A 22,459-nucleotide genomic window follows, 5' to 3' on the forward strand; every position below is an offset into this window, starting at 1 on the left:
TGCGCCATTTCTCAAGTTTCGTAAAGTTGCGCTGGATTTTGTCAGGTTCCGATATAAGGTTAACTAGACCTTTATGCCCGGAATCAGGGCCTTAGCCAGTGATGGGAACTATGAGCGAGAACAACCAACACGATCAACACCAGCAGGATGCCGATAACGCGACGGATAAAAACCGTCAGTCAGATGAAAACAAGGACAACGACCAGCAGCCAGAACGCAAACGCCCCGGTAAAAAGCCGCTGATTATTCTGGCGGTCGTGGTAGTGATCATGCTGATCGTTGGATTCTGGTTCTGGTTTACGACCCGCAATATTGAAACCACCGACGACGCCTTTACCGAAGGCGATGCGGTGACCATTGCGCCGAAAGCGTCCGGTTATGTGGTGAAGCTGCTGGTAAACGATAACCAGCGGGTGAAGAAGGGCGATCTGCTGGTGGAAATCGACCCCAGCGACAACCGTGCCCAGCGTGAACAGGCGCAGGCGCAGCTCGGCTTAGCTGTCGCGCAGCTTCATCAGGCGCAGGCGCAGCTGGCCCTGTCCCGGGTTCAGTATCCGGCTCAGCGCGATCAGGCGCTGGCGGACCAGGCGAAAGCGGAAGCCAACCTGCTGAACGCCCAGGCCGATTATCGTCGCCAGCGCGGCGTCGATCCGCGTGCCACCAGTCAGCGCAATATCGACAGCGCCTCGGCGCAGTTACGCTCGGCGCAGGCGCAGTTACAGAGCGCTAAAGCGCAGGTTGAAGTCGCGTCACAGGTTGCCCTGCAGATTCGTCAGCAGGAAACCAATGTTGAAGCGCGTCAGCAGCAGGTTAGGCAGGCAAAAGCGCAGCTCAGCACGGCTGACCTTAACCTCTCCTATACCCAGGTTCGTGCGCCCTATGATGGCTTCATCACCAAGCGCAATGTTCAGCTGGGTACTCTGGTGCAGGCTGGTTCTTCGCTGTTCTCGCTGGTCTCACCGGACATCTGGATCACCGCCAACTTTAAAGAGTCTCAGCTTGAGCGCATGAATCCGGGCGATAAAGTTGAAATCAGCGTCGATGCCTGGCCGGATATGAAGCTGGAAGGGCATGTCGACAGCATTCAGATGGGCTCCGGTTCACGCTTTTCGACCTTCCCGTCAGAAAACGCCACCGGCAACTACGTGAAAATCGTGCAGCGCGTGCCGGTTAAAATCGTGATTGATAAAGGGCTCGATCCCAACCATCCATTGCCACTGGGTCTCTCTGTTGAACCCAAGGTGACGGTGGAATGAGTACGGCGCAGAGCTGGAAACCTGCCAGCAATCCGTGGTTAGTGGCGATCACGGTGACGCTGGCGGTGTTTATGGAGATCCTCGACACCACCATCGTCAACGTGGCGCTGCCGCATATCGCCGGTTCGCTCTCCTCCAGTTACGATGAGTCAACCTGGGTGCTGACCTCCTATCTGGTGGCGAACGGCATCGTGCTGCCTATCTCTGCATTCTTCAGCCGACTGTTTGGCCGTAAACAGTTTTTCCTGATCTGCATCGTGATGTTTACCATCTGTTCGTTCCTGTGCGGTATTGCCACCGAACTGTGGCAGATCATTCTGTTCCGCGTCCTGCAGGGCTTTTTCGGCGGCGGCTTACAGCCGGTTCAGCAGTCTGTGCTGCTCGACTACTTTAAAGCGGAAGATCGCGGCAAAGCCTTTGGTCTCTCCTCTATCGCCATCATCGTTGCGCCGGTGATTGGCCCGACGCTGGGTGGCTGGATTACGGATAACTACAGCTGGCGCTGGGTGTTCTTTATCAACATCCCGGTCGGGGTGCTGACCGTGCTGGCAATCTATCAGCTGCTGGAAGATCCACCGTGGGAGCGCAAATGGGCCAAAGGTAAACTTAAGATCGATTACATCGGTATCAGCCTGATTACCCTGGGGCTGGGTTGCCTGCAGGTGATGCTGGATCGCGGGGAAGATGAGGACTGGTTCGCCTCTCACTTTATCGTGCTGTTCGCCATTCTGGCGCTGGTCGGCATCGTCGGGGCCGTCTACTGGCTGATGTATGCCCGCAAACCGGTGGTCGATATCCTGGTGATGAAGGATCGCAACTTCTGGGTGGCTGGCTTACTGATGGCGGGCATGGCGATGATCCTCTATGGCAGCTCTGTCGTGCTGCCTCAGCTGGCTCAGCAGGACCTGGGTTACACCGCCACCTGGTCAGGTCTGGTGCTGTCGCCCGGTGCGGTGCTGATCGTGCTGACGATCCCGCTGGTGCTGAAGCTGATGCCGATTGTTCAGACGCGTTACATCATTGCCTTTGGCTTCAGCTGTCTGGCGGTAGCGTTTTTCTACTCCGCCACCCTGGCACCGAATGTCGATTTTGCCACGCTGGTGATGATGCGCAGCGCGCAGTCGATCGGGCTGGGCTTCCTGTTTGTTCCGCTGACCACCATCGCGTTTGTCACCATTCCGCAGCGACTTAATGCGGACGCCTCGGCGCTGTTTACCATGTTCCGCAACGTGGCCGGATCGATCGGGATTTCGCTCTCGACCGCGGCTATTACCGAGCGCGAGCAGGTTCGCTCGGCGCACATGGTGCACAACATGACGCCGCTGAACGAGCAATTCAACATCACGCTGCAGCACTGGGCGCAGGCGATACGCGACTTTACTTCGGCGGTTGGCGATCCCGTTACGCTGGCAACCGGTCAGCTTTATCAGGAGATGATCGCGCAGGCGCGCATTCTCGCTTATATCGATGTCTTCTCAGGCCTGAGTATTGTCGCCCTGATTTTGATTCCATTTTGTTGGCTGCTGTCGCCGATTAAGAGCGAAGGCAGTGCAGGAGCACACTAACATGAAGGTTTTTTACTCTCATCGCCTGAAACCCGTGAGTTTACTGCTGGCTCTCGCCCTGGCGGGTTGCGCCGTCGGGCCTGACTATCAGGCGCCGAAACCGGCCGTTCCGGGCAGCTTTAACGCCATGGCGTCTCAGGAGGCGTCCGTACCCCAAAGCGCCGCGATTAATTCCCGCTGGTGGCGAAGCTTTAACGATCCGCAGCTCGACAGCCTGATTGAGCGGGCGATAGCGGGCAACCTGAGCCTGCAGCAGACGGTACTGCGTATTGCCGGGGCACGCGAACAGCTGACACAGGCGCAGGGTAGCCTGTTACCCAGCCTGAGCGGTTCGGCCAAAGTGACGCGTCAGCAGCTCGGTCTGGAAGGCTTGCTGAAAGCGAATGGGGCCACCGATCAGCTCGACAGTAACGTAGCCAGTCAGCTCAACGGCCTGACCCAGCCGGTCAATCTCTACCAGGGCAGCTTCGATGCGAGCTGGGAGCTGGATCTGTGGGGCAAAGTGCGCCGTCAGGTTGAGGCCGCCACTGCCCAGCAGCAGGCGGCGATTGAGCAGCGCAATGATGCGCTGGTCTCACTGGAAGCGGAAGTGGCGCGCGCCTGGCTGCAGCTGCGCGGGGCGCAGAGCACCATCCAGACGCTGGAGCAGCAGATCAGTGTGGCGCAGCAGACAACCGAGCTGACGCAGAGCCAGCAGCGTAATGGTCTGGCGCCGCTGACCGACGTGGAGAATGCCCGGGCCCAGCTGAGCACGCTGCAGGCGCAACTGCCGCAGTATCAGTCGCAGGCGCGGCAGGCGATGAACGGCTTGGCGGTGCTGCTTGGCAAAACGCCGGGCGCGCTGGATGCGGAACTCAGTACGCCGAAACCGTTGCCGCCGCTGCCTCAGTTTGTGCAGGTGGGTATCCCTTCAACGCTGGCGCGCCGTCGTCCTGATATTCGTCAGGCTGAAGCGACACTGCATGCGCAGACCGCGGAAATTGGCGTCTCTGTCGCGCAGCTTTTCCCGAGCCTGTCGCTGACCGGCCAGCTGGGCGTGCGTAACACGGACGTCAGCTACCTGGATAACTGGAGCAGCCATTTCTACAGCTTTGGCCCCTCTTTATCGATTCCGATTTTCCAGGGCGGACAGCTGGTGTCGAGCGTGAAGCTGGCGCGGGCACAGCAGGCGAGTGCCGCACTGGATTATCGCCAGACGGTGCTGACGGCGCTGCAGGATGTGGAGAATGCGCTGGTCAGCTATCGCGCCGATCAGCAGCGCGTCACCGCGCTGGATGAGACAACCGGTGCTCTTCAGCGTGCCTTTGATCTCGCCAGCGACAGCTACCGTCAGGGGCTCTCCACCTTCCTGGAGGTGCTGGATGCACAGCGCCAGCTTGCGCAGGCACAGGAGCAGGCAACCCAGGCACGGATGCAGAGCGCACTCGATCTGGTGGCGCTCTATAAAGCACTGGGCGGCGGCTGGGAAACATATCAGACTGTTGAGATGCCGCACTACTCCGTCTTCGGTCCGGCCACCCAGGCCAATTAGTTCTCAGGCGGTCGCGGCGCTGCTGCCGTGACCGCCTGCTTATCCCTCTCCACTGCGCGGTCAGCCCGCCATCTTCCGTTTACCGATAATCTAACTCATTGAATCAGCGGCAATCGTTGCCGGAATTCGTCAGGATAAAATGGCCGAAAATAAAACAGGCCTGACAGCAGGGCTATTATCTGCGCAGCGGTCAGGGCGTTATTATTTATGTGGCTGGCATCAGTTCAATTTAAGATTTTGAGCTGCATCACCTTTCTGCGTTTATTTCAGGATGCTTTTTTAATGCCACTCAGAACGCGCATGACTATTCGCCAGCGTCTGCAGAACGCGACCGCTGTTGTTCAACGCTCTTCTCTGCGAATAATCTGACGCTGCTGAAAAACGCAGCGGTAAAACATGCCGGGAACGTCTCGACTGTCATAATAAAATCGAATAGGGCGATAATTCTTTAACGTTATTGCCCGATGAGAAGGGCAATTTTTAATCATGAACTGTAAACTATTGTGACAGAGGTAGCCTTTCCGGCCTTTTTTTATCGCCAGAGCATTGGCGACAAACCAGAAATAGCGGGCCTGAGCCTGCACGCTTTCGCAGATGCGAATATGCCTCTGCAGGCGGTAACGTCCGGCTGAAATCGTTTTCAATACAGGGACACAGGCCCGGTTTGTTGTTAATTCATCGTTAATAAACCTCAGGCGGGTCCGATTTTAAAAGCCATATTTCGGCATAATTAATACTTAAGAATTATCTGGGGCGTAAAAATAATTTATTTTTTTATTTGAATTAGGTAATCTTGCCGCTACAGTTTTATTAACCCCCCTTAATCAAGGACATTGTGATGAGTGACGCATTTAAGGTACTGAACAATATTCGCACATTACGTGCCCAGGCTCGTGAACTGCCACTGACCGATCTTGAAGAGATCCTGGAAAAATTAACTGTTGTTGTGACTGAGCGCCGCGAAGAAGCAGAAGCAGAAGAGACGCAGAATCGCGAAAAAGAAGAAAAGCTCTCTAAATATCGCGAAATGCTGCTGGCTGACGGCATCGATCCTAATGAATTATTAGGTGCCCTGGAAAGCGGAAAAAAACGCACCAAGCGTGCGCCGCGTCCGGCTAAATATACTTACACCGATGAAAACGGTGAGCAGAAATCCTGGACTGGCCAGGGCCGTACCCCGGCAGCGATTAAAAAAGCGCTGGATTCCGGTAAAAGCCTGGACAGCTTCCTGATCGATTGATCGACACAATCCTTGTAAGTGGGAGCCGGGGGCCATGATGGCCTGCCGGCTTTTTTATTTCTGTCGGGATATCAATCACCCGGCCAGCAATCCATCCCCGACGCTGGCGTGCGCTGCGTCACATCTGGCATAATAGCCGCCGTTTTTTCATCCACTCTCTTCACAAAGGTCAATGCCGTGTTAGTTAGCAGCAATATCACCATGCAGTTTGGCAGTAAGCCACTGTTCGAGAATATCTCCGTTAAATTTGGCGGCGGTAATCGTTACGGTTTAATCGGTGCGAACGGCAGCGGAAAATCCACCTTCATGAAGATTTTGGGTGGCGATCTGGTGCCTTCAGCCGGCAACGTCTCTTACGATCCCAACGAGCGTATCGGTAAGCTGCGTCAGGATCAGTTCGCCTTTGAACAATTCAGCGTGCTGGACACCGTGATCATGGGTCACCATGAATTATGGGAAGTTAAGCAGGAGCGCGACCGTATTTATTCTTTGCCAGAAATGAGCGAAGAAGAGGGGTATAAGGTCGGTGACCTTGAGGCGCTTTACGGTGAGATGGATGGCTATAGCGCCGAATCCCGTGCCGGTGAGTTATTACTCGGTGTCGGTATTCCGGTTGAACAGCATTATGGCCCGATGAGCGAAATTGCGCCGGGCTTTAAATTGCGCGTGCTGCTGGCGCAGGCGCTGTTTTCCAATCCCGATATTCTGTTACTCGATGAACCAACCAACAACCTGGACATCGATACCATTCGCTGGCTGGAGCAGGTGCTGAATGAACGTGACAGCACCATGATTATCATTTCGCATGACCGTCACTTCCTTAATATGGTCTGCACCCACATGGCGGATTTGGATTATGGCGAGCTGCGTGTCTATTCCGGTAACTATGACGAATATATGACCGCCGCAACCCAGGCGCGTGAACGTCTGTTATCTGACAACGCCAAGAAAAAAGCGCAGATTGCTGACCTGCAGTCGTTCGTCAGCCGTTTCAGCGCCAACGCCTCTAAATCGCGTCAGGCGACATCGCGCGCAAAACAGATGGATAAAATTAAACTGGAAGAAGTGAAAGCGTCCAGTCGTCAGAACCCGTTTATCCGTTTTGAGCAGGATAAGAAGCTGTTCCGAAATGCCCTGGAAGTGGAAGGATTAACCAAAGGGTTTGATAACGGTCCGCTGTTTAAAAATTTAAATCTGCTGATGGAAGTGGGCGAAAAGCTGGCGATCATCGGCGCCAACGGTATTGGTAAATCGACGCTGCTGAAGACGCTGGTAGGGCAACTTGAGCCCGATAATGGCAGCGTTAAATGGTCAGAGAATGCGCGCATTGGTTATTACGCGCAGGATCACGCCGAAGATTTTGCTAATGATCTGACCGTATTTGACTGGATGAGTCAGTGGAAACAGCCCGGTGATGATGAGCAGACGATTCGCGGTATTCTGGGTCGCCTGCTGTTTTCACAGGATGATATTAAGAAACCGGCGAAGGTGCTTTCCGGTGGTGAGAAAGGGCGCATGCTGTTCGGCAAGCTGATGATGCAGAAACCGAACATCCTGATTATGGATGAGCCGACTAACCACCTGGATATGGAGTCGATTGAATCGCTCAATATGGCGCTGGAGATGTATGAAGGCACACTGGTGTTTGTGTCGCACGACCGTGAATTTGTCAGCTCGCTGGCAACCCGCGTGATTGAGCTGAAAGCAGATAAGGTGGTGGACTTCACCGGCAACTATGAAGACTACCTGCGCAGTCAGGGAATCGTCTGATAGAAGGGGGTGGCGCAGGCCACCCCCTTTTTTTGGCCCGGAATGGGCCGCAACGTAATCACTCTGCGGCTGAAGCCACCTTCAGGGAGCCTATGCCCCATCGCCACACACTTCACAGTGCGCATCCTGCGCCACTTTCATGCTGCGGAATTCTGCACTCATGGCATCGTACATCAGCAACCGGCTGGTGGCCGGTGTGCCAAAGGCCGTCAGGACCTTAATCGCTTCCATCGCCTGCATTGCACCAATCACCCCAACCAGCGGGGCCATGACGCCTGCTTCGACACAACTCAGGGTCTGTTCGCCAAACAGGCGGCTGATACAGCGATAGCAGGGCGTGCCGGGCTGCCAGTTGAATACGCTGATCTGGCCTTCCATACGAATTGCCGCCCCGGAGACCAGCGGGACGCCCTGCTGGCGACAGAGCCGGTTGAGCTGCTCCCGCACCGCAACATTGTCGGTGCAGTCCAGTACCACCTGCTGGCGGGCTATCAGCGCCAGCAGCGCCGTGTCATCCAGCTGGCCGTTGACCGGATGCAGCTGACAGTGAGGATTGATGGCCGCCAGGCTTTGTGCCGCCGATTCGACTTTGGCACAGCCAATATCGGCGTCATGATGCAGTATCTGCCGTTGCAGGTTAGAGTGCGACACCGTGTCGAAGTCAAGCAGCGTCAGGCTGCCGATCCCGGCTGACGCCAGCCAGGGCGCGGCGGCACAGCCAAGTCCGCCCAGCCCGACGATCAGCGCATGGCTGGCTTTAAGTCGCTCCTGACCGTCAAAATCGAAACCGCGCAGGACAATCTGCCGGTTGTAGCGCAGCATCTCCTCATCGCTTAATTCAGGCAGCATTTACGCCTCCAGCAGGGCGTTGAAGGGTTCCACCTCAACCCATTCGCCAGGCTCCACATTGCCGCGCTCCCGCTCCAGCACTATGAAGCAGTTTGCCTGCGCAAAAGAGCTGAAGACGTGGGAACCCTGCATGCCGGTGGTCTGCACCTCCAGCTCACCCTGCGCGTTCTGGCGCAGGATGCCACGCTGGAAGTCGAGCCGGCCCGGTGATTTTTTGAGCGCAGAGGCGCAGCGCACTTTCTGACGCGGCGGCAGAGCCGATTTCTGCAGGCCGGTAAGTTTCGCCAGCAGTGGCTGAACCAGCTGATAAAAGGTGACAGCAGCCGAGACCGGGTTACCCGGTAAACCGCAGAACCAGCTGTGGCTGAGGCGGCCAAAAGCAAAGGGTTTGCCGGGTTTGATCGCCAGCTTCCAGAAGCTGATTGCCCCCAGCTCTTCCAGCATCGTTTTGGTAAAGTCCGCTTCCCCGACTGAGACACCGCCGGTGCTGATCACCACATCCGCCTGCCGATCCGCCTCTGCGAAAGCCGCCCGCAGGGCCGCCGGATCGTCTTTGATAATCCCCAGGTCGATGACGTCACAGCCGAGCTTATTCAGCATCAGCGACACGGCGAAACGGTTAGTATCGTAAATTGCGCCTTCGGCCAGCGGTTCCCCCACCGGCTGCAGTTCATCACCGGTGGAGAAGATCGCCACCCGCACTTTTCGCACTACGCTGACCTGCGCGATCCCCAGCGAAGCCAGCAGCGGCAGTTCCGCCGCGCCCAGCCGCGTGCCCGCTTCCAGCACGACATGACCGGGCTGAATATCGTCGCCGGTCAGGCGGATATTCTGGCCGGGACGCACCGGTGCGGTGATCACAACGGCCCCCTCACGCGTTTCCGTCTGCTCCTGCATCACCACCGCGTCGCAGCCTGCGGGAACCGGCGCACCGGTCATGATGCGGATCACGCTGCCCTGCGGCCACTCACCACTGAAGGGTGCGCCAGCGAAGGCTTTACCGGCCACCGGCAGCGGCTCACCGCGGCTGATATCTGCCAGCCTGACGGCGTAACCATCCATCGCGGAGTTATCAAAGGGCGGTACGGCGATAGGGGAGGTCACCGCTTTTGCCGTGATGCGGCCAGCCGCCGCGGCCAGCGACACGTTCTCAGCGTCGGCGATGGGCGTCAGCTGCGCGAGCATTTTTTGTTGCGCCTCCTCAAGGGAGATCAAACCTGCAGTAAAACTTTCCATAAGGGTCCAGCCTGGTGAATTCAGATGCTGCCTATTATGGTTGCAATTGGCCGCTGAGTCACATCGGTGTCACCCCGGGCTTGCCCGCGACAAGGGCCAAAATGATATAGGGTGGTAAGAAAAGGTTATAACCACAGGAACAGTTTCCGCTTTACAACCCTTAGCAGGCTTTCTATAGTCAAAAATCATCAAAAATGGATGAAAACCATTTTAAATCAGTGTTTTTCATGCGGATGCAACAGGGCAGAGCGTTATGGTTAAAGCAGTGATTGCCATTCACGGCGGCGCGGGTGCCATTACGCGCTCAGCGATGAGCGCTGAAAAAGAACAGGCATATCGTCAGGCGCTGCAGGAGATTGTCACTCAGGGCCAGCAGATCCTGGCGCAGGGTGGCAGCGCACTCGATGCGGTAACGGAGGCGGTGCGGCTGCTTGAAGAGTGTCCGCTGTTTAATGCCGGTAAGGGCGCGGTATTTACCCATCAGGGCACGCATGAACTCGATGCCTGCATCATGGATGGGCGCACGCTGGAGGCGGGCGCCGTCGCCGGCGTGACGCGGGTGCGCAACCCGGTTCTGGCGGCGCGAGCCGTGCTGGAAAAAAGCGAGCATGTGCTGTTCATTGGTGAAGGGGCTGAACAGTTCGCGGTGGCGAACGGGCTGGCGCTGGTGAGCCCCGACTACTTCTCGACGCCGGAACGGTGGGAACAGTTGCAGCGCGCGCTGAATAGCGATTCGGCGGTGCTGGACCATGATGGCGCGGCTCACCACGACGACCCGCTCGACCCTGACCGCAAGTTTGGCACGGTGGGCGCGGTGGCGCTGGACCTGGAGGGCAATCTGGCCGCGGCGACCTCAACGGGCGGCATGACCAATAAACAGGCCGGACGGGTAGGCGACTCGCCGCTGCCGGGTGCGGGCTGCTATGCCAGCAACGACAGCGTGGCGGTCTCCTGTACCGGCACCGGTGAAGTATTTATGCGCACGCTGGCCGCTTATGACGTGGCGGCACAGATGCGCTATGCCGGTCGTACGCTGCAACAGGCCAGCGTCAATGTCATTCATGACAGCGTGCTGGAGCTGGGCGGCAGCGGCGGCCTGATTGCTGTCGATCGTGCGGGCAATGTGGCCCTGCCGTTTAACAGCGAGGGAATGTACCGCGGCGTCGCCCGGGTGGGCGAGCCAGCGGAAGTCGCTATCTACCGCGAAAGTTAAGGAGCAGAGATGAGCGACAGGCAAACGCATCCGACCCTGGCCCCTGAGCAGGTGCTGGCGGTGCGCGATCTCAGCGTAGAATTTCAGCATGAGGCGACCCTGACCCGCGCGGTGCGCCATTTGTCACTCGATCTGTTTCGCGGCGAGACGCTGGCGCTGGTGGGCGAGTCAGGTTCAGGCAAATCGGTCACATCTCTGGCGCTGATGCGGCTCATCGAGCAGGCGGGAGGCCAGGTCAGTGGCGAAGCGCTGCTGCGCCGTCGCAATGGGGAGGTGCTGGATCTGATGCGTGCCTCAAAGCAGCAGATGCGCCGGGTGCGCGGCGCCGATATGGCGATGATCTTTCAGGAGCCGATGACCTCGCTGAATCCCGTCTTCTCCGTTGGCGAGCAGATCGCCGAATCGATTCGTCTGCATCAGGGACAGAGTCATGCCGCCGCGCTGGCGGAAGCGCGCCGGATGCTGGACCTGGTGCGGATCCCTGATGCGCAAAATGTCCTCTCCCGGTTTCCACATCAGCTGTCAGGCGGGATGCGCCAGCGGGTGATGATTGCAATGGCACTCTGCTGCAAACCCGCCCTGCTGATTGCCGATGAGCCAACCACGGCGCTCGATGTGACGATTCAGGCGCAGATTCTGCAGCTTATCCGCGTGCTGCAGAAAGAGATGCAGATGGGGGTGATTTTTATCACTCACGATATGGGCGTGGTGGCTGAAATGGCTGACCGGGTTCAGGTGATGTACCGCGGCGAGGTGGTGGAAAAAGCCCCGGTCGACCGGCTGTTCAGCGCACCGGAACAGCCCTACACCCAGGCGCTACTGGCCGCCGTGCCAAAGCTCGGCGCCATGCAGGGCCAGCCGTTGCCCGCGAAATTTCCCCTGCTGCACAGCGACGCGGCCCAAGACGTGCCGCAGGATACGGTACGCCGTCGGCAGCCCCCGATTTTACAGGTGCGCGATCTGGTGACCCGCTTCGATATTCGCGGCGGGCTGCTGAATCGGGTTAAAAGCCGGGTTCACGCCGTCGAAAAAGTCAGTTTTGACCTCTATGCCGGTGAGACACTGGCGCTGGTGGGCGAATCAGGCTGCGGTAAATCCACCACCGGACGTTCACTGCTCAGGCTGGTGGCGAGCCAGGGCGGTACGCTGACCTTCGACGGACAGCGGATAGATACGCTTTCCGGTGCCGCGCTGGCCCATCTGCGACGCGACATTCAGTTTATCTTTCAGGACCCTTATGCCTCACTCGATCCACGCCTGACGGTGGGTTTTTCAATCATGGAGCCGCTGTTGGTACATAAGGTGATGCCGCGACGCGAGGCGGAGCAGCGCGTCGCCTGGCTGCTGGATAAAGTGGGTCTGCTGCCGGAGCATGCTCAGCGCTATCCGCATGAATTTTCCGGCGGACAGCGTCAGCGAATCTGCATCGCCCGTGCGCTGGCGCTGAACCCTAAAGTGGTGATCGCCGACGAGTCAGTCTCTGCGCTGGATGTGTCAGTTCAGGCGCAGATTATCAATCTGATGCTCGACCTGCAGCGCGAGTTTGGCATCGCCTTTCTCTTTATTTCTCACGATATGGCGGTGGTCGAGCGGATCAGCCACCGCGTGGCGGTGATGTATCTCGGTCAGATTGTCGAGATAGGGCCGCGTCAGGCGGTCTTTGAGCAGCCGCAGCATCCCTATACCCGCAAACTTATGGCGGCGGTGCCGGTAGCCGATCCGGCTCACCGCCGTCGTGAACGAGCCTTACTGGTCGATGAGATCCCCAGCCCGATCCATGCCTTAGGGGATGAGCCTGAAGTGGCGCCGCTGATGGAGGTGGCTCCGGGCCATTTCGTCGCGCGCCACGTTATCAGTGCGACCTGAACAGTGACGATGTCGCCCCGGCGACCAACCCGACAGGGATTACAGGAGAACAAGATGCAGATGACGATGCGTAAAGGGTTACTGGCGGCTGGCGTGTTAAGCAGCGCAATGGCACTGCCCGCCTGGGCAGCACAGGATGCGGTGATTGCCGTCGCGTCCAATTTCACGACGCTCGACCCCTATGATGCCAACGACACGCTGTCGCAGGCGGTCGCCAAATCTTTCTATCAGGGCCTGTTCGGCTTTGATAAAGCGATGAAGCTGACCAACGTGCTGGCGGAAAGCTATCAGGCCAGCCCGGACGGACTGACCTACACCATTAAGCTGCGTTCCGGCATCAAATTCCAGGACGGCACGGACTTCAATGCCGAAGCTGTGAAGGTCAACCTCGATCGCGCCAGCAATCCCGATAATCACCTCAAGCGCTACAACCTGTTTAAACATATCGCCAGCACCGAAGTGGTGGATCCGACCACGGTTAAAGTGACGCTGAAGGAGCCGTTCTCCGCCTTTATCAACATCCTGGCGCACCCGGCGGCGGCGATGATTTCGCCCACTGCGCTGAAAAAATATGGCAAAGAGATCGGTTTCCATCCGGTCGGGACCGGTCCGTTTCTGTTTGAAACCTGGAATCAGACTGACTTTGTGAAGGTGAAGAAGTGGGATGGCTACTGGAAGCCGGGCTATCCGAAACTGGACAGCATCACCTGGCGTCCGGTGGTGGATAACAACACCCGTGCGGCGATGCTGCAGACCGGTGAGGCGAACTTCGCTTTCCCGGTGCCTTATGAGCAGGCGAAGCTGCTGGAGCAGAACAGCAAGCTGGATGTGGTGACCACGCCATCCATCATGCAGCGCTACATCAGCCTCAACGTTACTCAGAAGCCGTTCGATAACCCGAAAGTGCGCGAGGCGCTGGAATACGCCATCAACCGTCAGGCGCTGGCGAAAGTGGCGTTCTCCGGATATGCGACGCCAGCGACCGGCGTTGTGCCGCCCTCCATCGACTTTGCGCAGAGCTATCCGGCGATAAGCTACGACCCGGCTAAAGCCAGAGCGCTGCTGAAAGAGGCGGGCTATCCGAACGGTTTTGAGACCACGCTCTGGTCGTCGCACAACCACAGTACTGCGCAGAAGGTGCTGCAGTTCACCCAGCAGCAGCTGGCACAGGTGGGCGTGAAGGTTAAGGTCACGGCGATGGATGCCGGTCAGCGTGCGGCGGAAGTGGAGGGCAAAGGGCAGAAAGAGAGCGGCGTGCGGATGTTCTATACCGGCTGGTCCGCCTCAACCGGCGAAGCAGACTGGGCGCTGACGCCGCTGTTCGCCACTGCAGCCTGGCCACCGGCCATCTTCAACACTGCGTTTTACAGCAATCCAAAGGTCGATAAAGATCTGGCCGATGCGCTGAAAACCACCGACCGTACCGAGAAAGCGCGCCTCTACAAAGATGCGCAGGATACCATCTGGCAGGATCACCCCTGGATCCCGCTGGTGGTTGAGCAGCTGGTCTCTGCCAACAGCAAAAACCTCAGCGGTTTTTATGTGATGCCCGATACCTCATTCAATTTTGATGAGGCGACTCTGAAGTAACGGAGCCGGCCAGCCCGCGGGCTGGCCGCAGCTGCAGGATGTTGCATGTTTAACTATTTCATTAAACGACTTTTCGGGCTGATCCCGACGCTGCTGATTGTGGCGGTGCTGGTGTTCCTGTTTGTGCACCTGCTGCCGGGCGATCCCGCACGCCTGATCGCCGGACCGGAAGCCGATGCCTCCGTGGTGGCGCTGGTGCGGCAGGAGCTGGGGCTGGATCTGCCGCTGCCGCAGCAGTTCTGGCACTTTTTACTGAATGCGCTGCAGGGCGATTTTGGCCAGTCGATGGTGTCGAAACGGCCGGTCGCCGAAGAGATCGCCACGCGCTTTATGCCGACCCTCTGGCTGACGCTGGTCAGCATGGTCTGGGCGGTGATTTTTGGCATGGCGATTGGCCTTGTCTCTGCCGTCTGGCGCAACCGCTGGCCCGATCGGCTGGGCATGACGCTGGCGGTGTCGGGCATTTCGTTCCCCGCCTTTGCACTCGGCATGCTGCTGATGCAGGTCTTCTCGGTTGAGCTGGGATGGCTGCCGACGGTAGGTGCAGAGAGCTGGAAACACTACATCCTGCCTTCGATCACCTTAGGTGCCGCGGTCGCGGCGGTGATGGCCCGTTTTACCCGCGCCTCCTTTGTCGAGGTCATGCAGGAAGACTACATGCGGACGGCGCGGGCCAAAGGGGTACGCGAGTCGCTGGTGGTGGTCAAACATGGCCTGCGCAATGCCATGATCCCGGTCGTGACCATGATGGGCCTGCAGTTCGGTTTTCTGCTGGGTGGCTCGATTGTGGTTGAAGTGGTTTTCAACTGGCCTGGCCTGGGACGTCTGCTGGTCGATTCTGTGACGATGCGCGACTACCCGGTGATTCAGGCAGAGGTCCTGCTGTTTTCACTGGAGTTTATTCTGATCAATCTGTTTACCGACATGCTCTATGCGGTCATCAATCCCGCTATTCGCTTTAAGGAGTCGCGATGAAAAACTGGCGACGCGAAGCGGCACTGAAAAGCATGCCGTTGCTCGCGGAGAATCGGGTGCGGACGCCGTGGCGTGAGTTCTGGCGGCGTTTCAGACGGCAGCCGGTGGCGCTGCTGGCGGGCCTGTTTGTGCTGATGCTGATTGTACTGGCATTTATCGCACCGTGGGTTGCGCCGTTCGATGCGGAGAACTATTTCGATTATGACCGGCTCAATGAGGGGCCGTCACTGATGCACCTGTTTGGTGTGGACTCGCTGGGGCGCGATATCTTCAGCCGGGTGCTGGTCGGCACGCGTATTTCCCTGATTGCGGGCTTCTTCTCTGTGTTGATCGGCGCGCTGATTGGCACCCTCTCTGGCCTGCTGGCGGGATATTATGAAGGGTGGTGGGACCGCATCATCATGCGCATCTGTGATGTGCTGTTTGCCTTTCCCGGCATTCTGCTGGCGATAGCGGTCGTCGCCATTATGGGCAGCGGCATGAGCAATGTGATTGTGGCGGTAGCCATCTTCAGCATCCCGGCTTTTGCCCGCCTGGTGCGCGGCAATACGCTGGTACTCAAGCATCAGACCTTTATTGAGTCAGCGCGCAGCATCGGCGCCTCTGACTGGACCATTCTGATGCGACATATCCTGCCGGGGACGGTCTCACCGATTGTGGTCTATTTTACCATGCGCGTCGGCACCTCCATCATCACCGCTGCCAGTCTCTCTTTTCTGGGTTTAGGGGCACAACCGCCCACGCCGGAGTGGGGCGCCATGCTGAACGAGGCGCGCGCCGACATGGTTATCGCGCCGCACGTGGCGATTTTCCCCAGTCTGGCGATCTTCTTCACTGTTCTGGCATTTAATTTACTCGGAGACGGGCTGCGCGACGCACTTGATCCTAAACTAAAGACATGAAACCTTTCGATTATGATCAGGACTTCAGCACTATCGACTTCCGTAAGCACCCAGAGCGATATCAGGTCGGCCGCGGGGAGCAGGGTGTGCTGATGGTCGAGCCTTATAAGAGCGAAATCCTGCCTCACTGGCGATTTCGCACCGTTCCCATTGCTGAAGAGTCGGCAGAAAAGATCATGGCGCTGTTTGAAGATTACCGGCGTCAGGATGACTTTGTCGGCATGGATATGGCGCGCAAGTTTATCCAGATGGGCTATACCCGTGCCCGCCGCTACAGCAATCACAAGGGCGGACGAAAATATGACGCTGAAGGCAAGGAGCTGCCGCGTGGCGTCAACGAAGAAAAAGCCGCGGCGGCGGCCATTTTCAAAGCTTACTGGGACCGTCTCCGGGCCGATGAGGACTATCTGCAACGGAAAAAGGCGCATCAGCAACTTTATGGCTAACCGCTGAACCAGCATGACCGCTTTTCTGCCCGGCGCGTCTGCAGCGCCGGGGAGGCGAAATTTATTTCACGCCGCAGTGCCTCCGCTTTCCGCGCTATTTCATCTTTCCTGCTTCTTCCCATCAAAACCCTGCTGACTGACTGCACCCAGCGGATTACGCTCACGGCGCAGCAATCCGCCGGATGCGATGCGTCCGTTGAGCGTGAATGACTGAAAACGATTTCAGCCTGGCGCACGACGTAAAGTAGTGAAAAAACGCGTAAAAGCCTGTTCGCTTTGCAGACCCGCATCAGGCTCAGAGAAAAACGGGCGCGTCGTGGTAACTCACCGTGCTATAAAAAGAAATCGCCGCCTGGACCGCTGTCTGGCGGATAAGCGAAGCGCTATCTGTAACGTGGCCTCAGCACTTAATAAAAAACGCGGGTTGATATTCACTTGTTTTCATTAATAATAAACCCGCTAACCCCACTGAGGGGGCTATGCCCCTCAGGTAATGAAATGGATAATGTGAGAGCTAAATAATGAAAGAGATCATCAAAGGATTTCTGAATTTCCAGCAGAATGTGTTTCCTGAAAGGAAGGATCTTTTCAAAAGCCTGGCGTCAAATCAAAATCCGAAAGCCCTGTTCATCTCCTGTTCAGACAGCCGTCTGGTGCCAGAGCTGGTGACGCAGCAGGAGCCAGGAGAGCTGTTCGTTATCCGCAACGCGGGCAACATCGTTCCCTCATTTGGCCCGGAGCCTGGCGGTGTGTCCGCGACAATCGAATATGCCGTGGTCGCGCTGGGCGTTTCCGACATCATCATCTGCGGTCACTCCAACTGTGGTGCCATGAACGCCATTGCTTCCTGCGCCTGCATGGACACCATGCCCGCAGTAGAGCACTGGCTGCGCTATGCCGATGCGGCAAAAGCGGTGGTCGAGCAGCGTGAGTATGACTCACCGGAGAAGAAGCTGAATGAGATGGTCAAAGAGAACGTGATCGCGCAGCTGAATAACATGAAAACCCACCCTTCGGTTTCCGTCGCACTGCGTAACGGCAAACTGCGTCTGCATGGCTGGGTTTACGATATCGAAAGCGGCACCATTATGGCGCTGACCCAGGGTGGCAAGCAGTTCATCACCCTGTCTGAGAATCCGGACACCTGCTTCGAGTAATGCCTTTCACCCGCTGCGTCCTGCGGCGGGTTTTCAGTTGCGCAGTGCTCTTGACGGCCCGAAAGTATGCGTAACCCTGAATCGACAAAGAAAAGTTGTAATATTGAACTGTATTAATGCAAGCAGTATATTTCGTTTTACTATATCAAGACCTGGCAAAAAATTGCGAGTTATTTCTTCTTATATAAAATGGTAATTTTCATTTTATAAATCAAACCATTATTTTAAATCACACTTATGGTGTATTAAAATCATCATGCTAACCAATGAGTTTTACATCAGGCAGTATCATTAAACATAAACAGTGGTGTTGGTTTTTAAACGGCATAAATTTTCCACATCAGGCTATAATAATTATGGCGTAAAGTATTTACCATTTAAGGCGTGGGAAATAATTCCCCCGATAATCCTTAAGATAGCAAGTCTATCCCAATATTAGGTATGTAAAATCAAGTTTAGGGAAGTTAAATAAAATAAAAGCATGAAGTTTTGAAGCTAAATATCTACATAGGATTGCAGTTTGTTTTGAAAAATATAAAAGTTTTAAAGATGAAATATCGATATAGAAATCAAACCCCAGTGTTTGGCATGTGCTTGTCTTGCTTAGCAAAAAATATTTATGAATATACTGTATCTAAACTTTTATTTATAAGGCAATTATATTTTTTGGATATAAAGCTCTTGGCTTAATTAGAAGATAGTATAACAATGCTTTAATAAAAAGAAACGGTAAGGTTTAAGATTTGGTTGTCTGGAAAATTTTCTGTTAAATAATGTTTGTTTTTCTTAGTTTGTTTCATTCATACTTTGTGAGATGAATCACAAACATAGTAATTTATCTTTAAAATAAAAATATACCATTTAAAAAAAATTTTTTAATGTTATTTTAGTTATCACATAAATTTGATAGCTTACAACATTATATTTGATTTGTAGTTTTCAGATTAAATTAGTTTGCAATTTTCGGAAGAGTGTTTGTAAGGTTGATAGGCTATGAGAATATTTCAATGGTGACTACATGGATGTTTCAATCACTGCGGCTTTGATTTTAAAGAATGAAGAACGTTGCATTAAAAGGTGTCTTGATAGTATTTCTAATGTTTTCGATGAAATTGTCATCGTTGATACTGGATCTACTGATAAAACTTTAAAATTGATAGAGGGTTTTAATGGCGTTAAAATAAAGTTATTTAATTTGGTTTGGAGGGGAAGTTTTTCAGATGCCAGAAACTTTGCTATCAGCAAATCGACTTCAGAATATGTGTTTTTTATTGATGGAGATGAATATTTATCAACAAGTAGACAGGGAATACTTGAGGAGTTAAACAAAAAAAAACCTTCTAAACTATCCGCTCCATTCGCATATTGCCCTATAATAAAAAACCATGATGGCAATGAATTAAAGAATATACAAAGAATATTTTTTAATAATGGTAGTTTTTTTTACTTTGGTCATGTTCACGAAGAGTTAAGGTACAAAAGCAAAAAAGAAGTTATTAGCATAGCAGTCAATATACTAGTCTATCATGATGGTTACATGAACGATGTTGTCTGCGCTAAAAAAAAGATAGAAAGAAATAATGCGATGAATAAGAAAAACATCGAAATAGAGCCAGAAAATATGCGATGGAAGTATTTTTCCATCAGAGATAATTTTTTTAAGTATGATGCATATCATATCATTAGTGAAATATTTAATATCCTAAAAATAGATAAGGATAAAGATTTTTCATGTGATAATATGAATTTTGGAAAGTATACATTTGCAATGCTGGATCTTTTGGCTAAGGCACAACTAGTAACTCTAGAAAGTGAAATTCAATTCAAAACAGTTTTGGAAGCAATGAACAAACTGATTCCTAATAATAGTAATTCTCTCTATTATGAATTGATGTATGATATTTTTATTTTTAAAAGGCTTGCAAAAAAAAGAGTGCGCCAAATTATAGATGTTAAAAACGAACATCAGTTAAATCATGACGGGATGATCCACTCAGAGGGTTTGCATATTGATACTGCTTTGTCGATTTATCTTAAGGAAATAGGCTTAATAAACGAATCAGAAAAATTAATGCAAGAAGTATTAAGTTGTAGATCCCCATTAAATTAAAATTATTGCTTTTAGATTTCTAATGCAATCATGAGAAAACTTATGTGTGCTTGTAAAATATATTTTGTCTCGAAGCCATCTCCAACAATAGGTCGTTCTCCTTTGCATGGAATTGGGGCAGGACTCTTTGGTTACTATAATGATGTGAATTATATCAACGAAGTGAAAAGAAAAATTGAATCCAATGGATACAATTGGGATATCATTGCTGATGATACAGATGGAGATATCGAAGAGATTATCAAAAAAGGTGTAATGTTAATTGTTTGCGCTCCTGGATTGCGCTTTCAATTTTATATAAACGGTTTTGATAAAAAAAGAGTTATTTATTTAAATACATTTGATTACGCTTGTAAAAATGTTACGACTGTACTAAGTAAAATTAAGGAGCTAGATAATGAGAAATGAATACATGAATGTCTTAAAAGAAGTGTCAGAAAAAATAGAACTAATGGAAATTGTAGGGGGCGAAGGTTCAGGCCAATGGGAGACTGGTGCTGTAGGAATATGGGCTGGAATTATGGGAGGTCTGGGCTATAGTTGTTCATGGCCTGGCAATTTTTATGGTGGTGATAGTTCTTCATATTCTGGTATGGGATATGGCGGTGCATCAGGACCGGGAGGGTATGGCGCTAATACAGGTGCAAATAACGGAAGTTGAACTGGAAAATTTTTCTCCTGGAATAATTAGCCACGATGTGGCTAATTATTAGACGAATTTAAGTTGCTAAATTTGCCAGGTCGATGTAATTAATCAACATATAGACGGCTTTCACTTTTTTGTGTGATAGCAAATCATGATGTTCATTTGATTTTTATAGATTATTATGATCATCATTCGGATTTTTTGTATTAAGGTTTAATAATAAAATGTAAAAGGTTATCTGTGCAATCGATAAGGTATAATTAAAATCTGCTCTAATTTTTTGTTCAATATCATTCTTTATTTTTCAAATGAATTTACTGATTGTCTATCTCCGCCGTCATCATAATGTAAAAAGTCAATTCTACAGATGCGTTTTCAGCTTAAAAAGTAAAACTATTTTATGAATGATGGGAGTTTTAATATTATTTCTTTAGCAACATCTGATGGACTAGGCTGAAGTGCCATTTCAAATGAAACTTGCTTCGCAACTTTTTTTATTGATGTGTTATTAAGAAAAGCATTTACTAGATCTGTGGATAAACCTCTTGCTCCAGTAATTAACCCGCAACCGCGCTCTGCTACCAATTTTGCGTTAACAGGTCGATCGGCACCCTCACCAAAAATAAGTTGGGGTATTGCATTATTTAAAGCTGTAAGTGTATTGCCTGCGCCTCCATGATGAATGAATCCGTCAGCTCCGTTTAGAAATACACCTGTTGGTATCCATTCAACCAGTCTAACATTATTGGGAAGATGGTTCAGTCCTGAACGTGCATTGGATGGTATATGTAAGATAATTTCTGCATCAACTTCACTTGCATTTGTAATAACCCAAGAGATCATATTCAAACCATCAACTAGAGGCTTAACTGTACCGAGACTGACGAGTAAGCGTTTACGATTTGACTTTCTTTCCCACCATTTTTCATGTACTGCGCCACCATTGTAAGGAATATAGCGCATAGGTAGTATAGGCTCACCGCTATTATATAAAATACTCATACTTGGAGGGGCAATATCAATCCATGCTTTATCATGATGGTTTTTTTTTACATTATGGCGAATATAAGCGTCCCTGAATGAATGTTTAACTATTTCAAAATGTTTTGGAGTATGTGCAAACCCAACTGTATGCACAATAGAAGGAATGGAAAACTTTGCGGCAAGCATCGCGCCGACTACTCCTAATGGAGGATAGATTATTAAATCAGGTTGCCATTTTTCTGTATATTCGACGAGTTTGTCAGCCATTTCGTCACTGAAAAAGGAAAAGTTTCCAGTTTTATTATTTTTTTTACGATATTTTTCTCGCTCACAGTATTGAAGTTCTATGTTAAGGCTTGGAGCGGCATCAAAAGCAGTTAGTCCTGCCTGCGAGGTTTTATTTGCGAAATGTCCTGCACTTGCTACTACAACTTCATGCCCATTAGTACGGAAGGCCTGAGCGAGTGAAATAAGTGGAAAAAGTAGCCCGTACAGCGGTGGTCCGATAAATAAGATTCGCATGATAAATCCTTATAATAATTATTTCTAGCTTTTTAAAGTTATGAGAAAAATATTAAAATGTTAATGTTTTTTTATTTATGATGAGTTTGTTAAGAGTAATGAAATACAGTGTTGATGCCATCAATCGAGTAATCAGAATTATTTTATTTTTTATGAGTAATTACCGATTTGTATTAGTTAAAATTTTCAAGTGCCATTCTAAGCAACGATTTGTGAGAGTCAATTACTGATTTATATGTTTGGGTTTTATATTGCTATGGGGTTTTCTCTTTTGTATAAAATCATGCTTAGTAAGTTAAAAGATAACTCCGAGTTTATTTAAAATAGACTTGCATGTTATTTTTCTCAATGAATTATTGCATTTTTATCTTTTGATGGTTAAATCAACTAAAAAATATTATTGAAAATATTGTGGTCAAGATCACAATAAAAAAATAGAAACCATGGAAAAATAAAAAAATTTGATGCAAGTAAGTGAGAGTGACGATGTATTTATGTAAAAATCTTAAATTAATTGATGTTAGATTTTGAATTTAATGCGGTTGTTATTTTAAAATAAAAAATTATTAACCTTTCTTAATTTAAAAGTTAAAGGGGGCGT

General features: G+C 52.0%; 19 protein-coding genes. 15 read left to right on the forward strand and 4 right to left on the reverse strand.

Annotation, left to right across the window (positions count from 1 at the left end; all coding sequences use genetic code 11):
• Nucleotides 1–110: 110 nt before the first annotated feature.
• The 3 genes from HFD97_RS02150 to HFD97_RS02160 are packed head-to-tail and all read left to right on the forward strand — an operon-like array spanning nucleotide 111 to nucleotide 4,352.
• The gene (locus HFD97_RS02150; protein WP_167431079.1) at nucleotides 111–1,256 is read left to right on the forward strand and encodes an HlyD family secretion protein; all 1,146 of its coding nucleotides are present in this window, start codon (nucleotides 111–113) and stop codon (nucleotides 1,254–1,256) included.
• Nucleotides 1,253–2,821: a DHA2 family efflux MFS transporter permease subunit gene (locus HFD97_RS02155; RefSeq protein ID WP_058957704.1), complete on the forward strand. Its 1,569-nt coding sequence runs from the start codon at nucleotides 1,253–1,255 to the stop codon at nucleotides 2,819–2,821. The genes HFD97_RS02150 and HFD97_RS02155 overlap by 4 nt, the downstream gene beginning before the upstream one ends.
• 1 nt (nucleotide 2,822) lies before the next feature.
• The gene (locus HFD97_RS02160) at nucleotides 2,823–4,352 is read left to right on the forward strand and encodes an efflux transporter outer membrane subunit (protein ID WP_009091211.1); all 1,530 of its coding nucleotides are present in this window, start codon (nucleotides 2,823–2,825) and stop codon (nucleotides 4,350–4,352) included.
• Nucleotides 4,353–4,693: 341 nt separating this feature from the next.
• On the opposite strand, the gene HFD97_RS02165 is transcribed toward HFD97_RS02160, so the two are convergent.
• Nucleotides 4,694–4,996 carry a hypothetical protein gene (locus HFD97_RS02165; protein WP_167431078.1) on the reverse strand — a complete coding sequence of 101 codons (303 nt, stop codon included), beginning with the start codon at nucleotides 4,994–4,996 and terminating at the stop codon, nucleotides 4,694–4,696.
• A gap of 194 nt (nucleotides 4,997–5,190) precedes the next feature.
• On the opposite strand from HFD97_RS02165, the gene HFD97_RS02170 reads away from it, so the two are divergent.
• Together HFD97_RS02170 and HFD97_RS02175 are read left to right on the forward strand one after the other, a co-directional pair.
• Nucleotides 5,191–5,592 carry an H-NS family nucleoid-associated regulatory protein gene (locus tag HFD97_RS02170; protein ID WP_009091208.1) on the forward strand — a complete coding sequence of 134 codons (402 nt, stop codon included), beginning with the start codon at nucleotides 5,191–5,193 and terminating at the stop codon, nucleotides 5,590–5,592.
• 177 nt (nucleotides 5,593–5,769) lie between these two features.
• Complete coding sequence (locus tag HFD97_RS02175) at nucleotides 5,770–7,362, forward strand: ABC-F family ATPase (protein WP_009091206.1); 1,593 nt, start codon at nucleotides 5,770–5,772, stop codon at nucleotides 7,360–7,362.
• Between the two features lie 90 nt (nucleotides 7,363–7,452).
• On the opposite strand, the gene moeB is transcribed toward HFD97_RS02175, so the two are convergent.
• Both moeB and moeA read right to left on the reverse strand, forming a co-directional pair.
• Complete coding sequence (gene moeB / locus HFD97_RS02180; protein ID WP_111208980.1) at nucleotides 7,453–8,211, reverse strand: molybdopterin-synthase adenylyltransferase MoeB; 759 nt, start codon at nucleotides 8,209–8,211, stop codon at nucleotides 7,453–7,455.
• A complete protein-coding gene (gene moeA, locus HFD97_RS02185) occupies nucleotides 8,212–9,447 on the reverse strand; it encodes a molybdopterin molybdotransferase MoeA (protein WP_058957701.1) in 1,236 nt (411 codons plus the stop codon). It lies immediately after the preceding gene.
• A gap of 253 nt (nucleotides 9,448–9,700) precedes the next feature.
• Between moeA and HFD97_RS02190 the strand changes: the two genes are divergently transcribed.
• The 10 genes from HFD97_RS02190 to HFD97_RS02235 all read left to right on the forward strand — a co-directional run bounded on the left by HFD97_RS02190 (nucleotide 9,701) and on the right by HFD97_RS02235 (nucleotide 20,367).
• Nucleotides 9,701–10,660, forward strand: coding sequence for an isoaspartyl peptidase/L-asparaginase family protein (locus HFD97_RS02190; RefSeq protein ID WP_167431077.1), 960 nt, complete (start codon nucleotides 9,701–9,703; stop codon nucleotides 10,658–10,660).
• Between the two features lie 9 nt (nucleotides 10,661–10,669).
• Nucleotides 10,670–12,526 (forward strand): glutathione ABC transporter ATP-binding protein GsiA, encoded by a 1,857-nt coding sequence (gene gsiA, locus HFD97_RS02195; protein WP_167431076.1) that lies wholly within the window; start codon nucleotides 10,670–10,672, stop codon nucleotides 12,524–12,526.
• 54 nt (nucleotides 12,527–12,580) lie between these two features.
• Complete coding sequence (gene gsiB / locus HFD97_RS02200) at nucleotides 12,581–14,116, forward strand: glutathione ABC transporter substrate-binding protein GsiB (RefSeq protein WP_167431075.1); 1,536 nt, start codon at nucleotides 12,581–12,583, stop codon at nucleotides 14,114–14,116.
• 45 nt (nucleotides 14,117–14,161) lie between these two features.
• On the forward strand, nucleotides 14,162–15,091 hold the full coding sequence (gsiC, locus tag HFD97_RS02205; RefSeq protein WP_009091200.1) for a glutathione ABC transporter permease GsiC: 930 nt from the start codon (nucleotides 14,162–14,164) through the stop codon (nucleotides 15,089–15,091).
• Entirely contained in the window at nucleotides 15,088–15,993 is a 906-nt protein-coding gene (gsiD, locus tag HFD97_RS02210) for a glutathione ABC transporter permease GsiD (RefSeq protein WP_009091199.1), read from the forward strand. Before gsiC ends, gsiD begins: the two co-directional genes overlap by 4 nt.
• A complete protein-coding gene (locus tag HFD97_RS02215; protein ID WP_009091198.1) occupies nucleotides 15,990–16,439 on the forward strand; it encodes a DUF4385 domain-containing protein in 450 nt (149 codons plus the stop codon). The genes gsiD and HFD97_RS02215 overlap by 4 nt, the downstream gene beginning before the upstream one ends.
• A gap of 521 nt (nucleotides 16,440–16,960) precedes the next feature.
• A complete protein-coding gene (locus tag HFD97_RS02220; protein ID WP_009091197.1) occupies nucleotides 16,961–17,596 on the forward strand; it encodes a carbonic anhydrase in 636 nt (211 codons plus the stop codon).
• 1,018 nt (nucleotides 17,597–18,614) lie between these two features.
• Nucleotides 18,615–19,706 (forward strand): glycosyltransferase family 2 protein, encoded by a 1,092-nt coding sequence (locus tag HFD97_RS02225; RefSeq protein ID WP_167431074.1) that lies wholly within the window; start codon nucleotides 18,615–18,617, stop codon nucleotides 19,704–19,706.
• A gap of 42 nt (nucleotides 19,707–19,748) precedes the next feature.
• Nucleotides 19,749–20,114 carry a hypothetical protein gene (locus tag HFD97_RS02230; protein ID WP_167431073.1) on the forward strand — a complete coding sequence of 122 codons (366 nt, stop codon included), beginning with the start codon at nucleotides 19,749–19,751 and terminating at the stop codon, nucleotides 20,112–20,114.
• On the forward strand, nucleotides 20,104–20,367 hold the full coding sequence (locus tag HFD97_RS02235; RefSeq protein WP_167431072.1) for a hypothetical protein: 264 nt from the start codon (nucleotides 20,104–20,106) through the stop codon (nucleotides 20,365–20,367). The genes HFD97_RS02230 and HFD97_RS02235 overlap by 11 nt, the downstream gene beginning before the upstream one ends.
• A gap of 378 nt (nucleotides 20,368–20,745) precedes the next feature.
• Here the strand turns inward: HFD97_RS02235 and HFD97_RS02240 are convergent, their stop codons facing one another.
• Nucleotides 20,746–21,858: a nucleotide disphospho-sugar-binding domain-containing protein gene (locus tag HFD97_RS02240; protein ID WP_167431071.1), complete on the reverse strand. Its 1,113-nt coding sequence runs from the start codon at nucleotides 21,856–21,858 to the stop codon at nucleotides 20,746–20,748.
• Nucleotides 21,859–22,459 lie beyond the last annotated feature (601 nt).

Source organism: Pantoea sp. EKM103V (genome assembly GCF_011800365.1).
GTDB classification, from domain to species: Bacteria; Pseudomonadota; Gammaproteobacteria; order Enterobacterales; family Enterobacteriaceae; genus Pantoea; species Pantoea anthophila.

Coding starts and splice junctions, on each gene's coding strand:
- HFD97_RS02150 (WP_167431079.1), top strand. CDS start 111: ATGAGCGAGAACAACCAACACGATCAACACCAGCAGGATGCCGATAAC.
- HFD97_RS02155 (WP_058957704.1), top strand. CDS start 1,253: ATGAGTACGGCGCAGAGCTGGAAACCTGCCAGCAATCCGTGGTTAGTG.
- HFD97_RS02160 (WP_009091211.1), top strand. CDS start 2,823: ATGAAGGTTTTTTACTCTCATCGCCTGAAACCCGTGAGTTTACTGCTG.
- HFD97_RS02170 (WP_009091208.1), top strand. CDS start 5,191: ATGAGTGACGCATTTAAGGTACTGAACAATATTCGCACATTACGTGCC.
- moeB (WP_111208980.1), bottom strand. CDS start 8,211: ATGCTGCCTGAATTAAGCGATGAGGAGATGCTGCGCTACAACCGGCAG.
- moeA (WP_058957701.1), bottom strand. CDS start 9,447: ATGGAAAGTTTTACTGCAGGTTTGATCTCCCTTGAGGAGGCGCAACAA.
- HFD97_RS02190 (WP_167431077.1), top strand. CDS start 9,701: ATGGTTAAAGCAGTGATTGCCATTCACGGCGGCGCGGGTGCCATTACG.
- gsiA (WP_167431076.1), top strand. CDS start 10,670: ATGAGCGACAGGCAAACGCATCCGACCCTGGCCCCTGAGCAGGTGCTG.
- gsiB (WP_167431075.1), top strand. CDS start 12,581: ATGCAGATGACGATGCGTAAAGGGTTACTGGCGGCTGGCGTGTTAAGC.
- gsiC (WP_009091200.1), top strand. CDS start 14,162: ATGTTTAACTATTTCATTAAACGACTTTTCGGGCTGATCCCGACGCTG.
- gsiD (WP_009091199.1), top strand. CDS start 15,088: ATGAAAAACTGGCGACGCGAAGCGGCACTGAAAAGCATGCCGTTGCTC.
- HFD97_RS02215 (WP_009091198.1), top strand. CDS start 15,990: ATGAAACCTTTCGATTATGATCAGGACTTCAGCACTATCGACTTCCGT.
- HFD97_RS02220 (WP_009091197.1), top strand. CDS start 16,961: ATGAAAGAGATCATCAAAGGATTTCTGAATTTCCAGCAGAATGTGTTT.
- HFD97_RS02225 (WP_167431074.1), top strand. CDS start 18,615: ATGGATGTTTCAATCACTGCGGCTTTGATTTTAAAGAATGAAGAACGT.
- HFD97_RS02230 (WP_167431073.1), top strand. CDS start 19,749: ATGTGTGCTTGTAAAATATATTTTGTCTCGAAGCCATCTCCAACAATA.
- HFD97_RS02235 (WP_167431072.1), top strand. CDS start 20,104: ATGAGAAATGAATACATGAATGTCTTAAAAGAAGTGTCAGAAAAAATA.
- HFD97_RS02240 (WP_167431071.1), bottom strand. CDS start 21,858: ATGCGAATCTTATTTATCGGACCACCGCTGTACGGGCTACTTTTTCCA.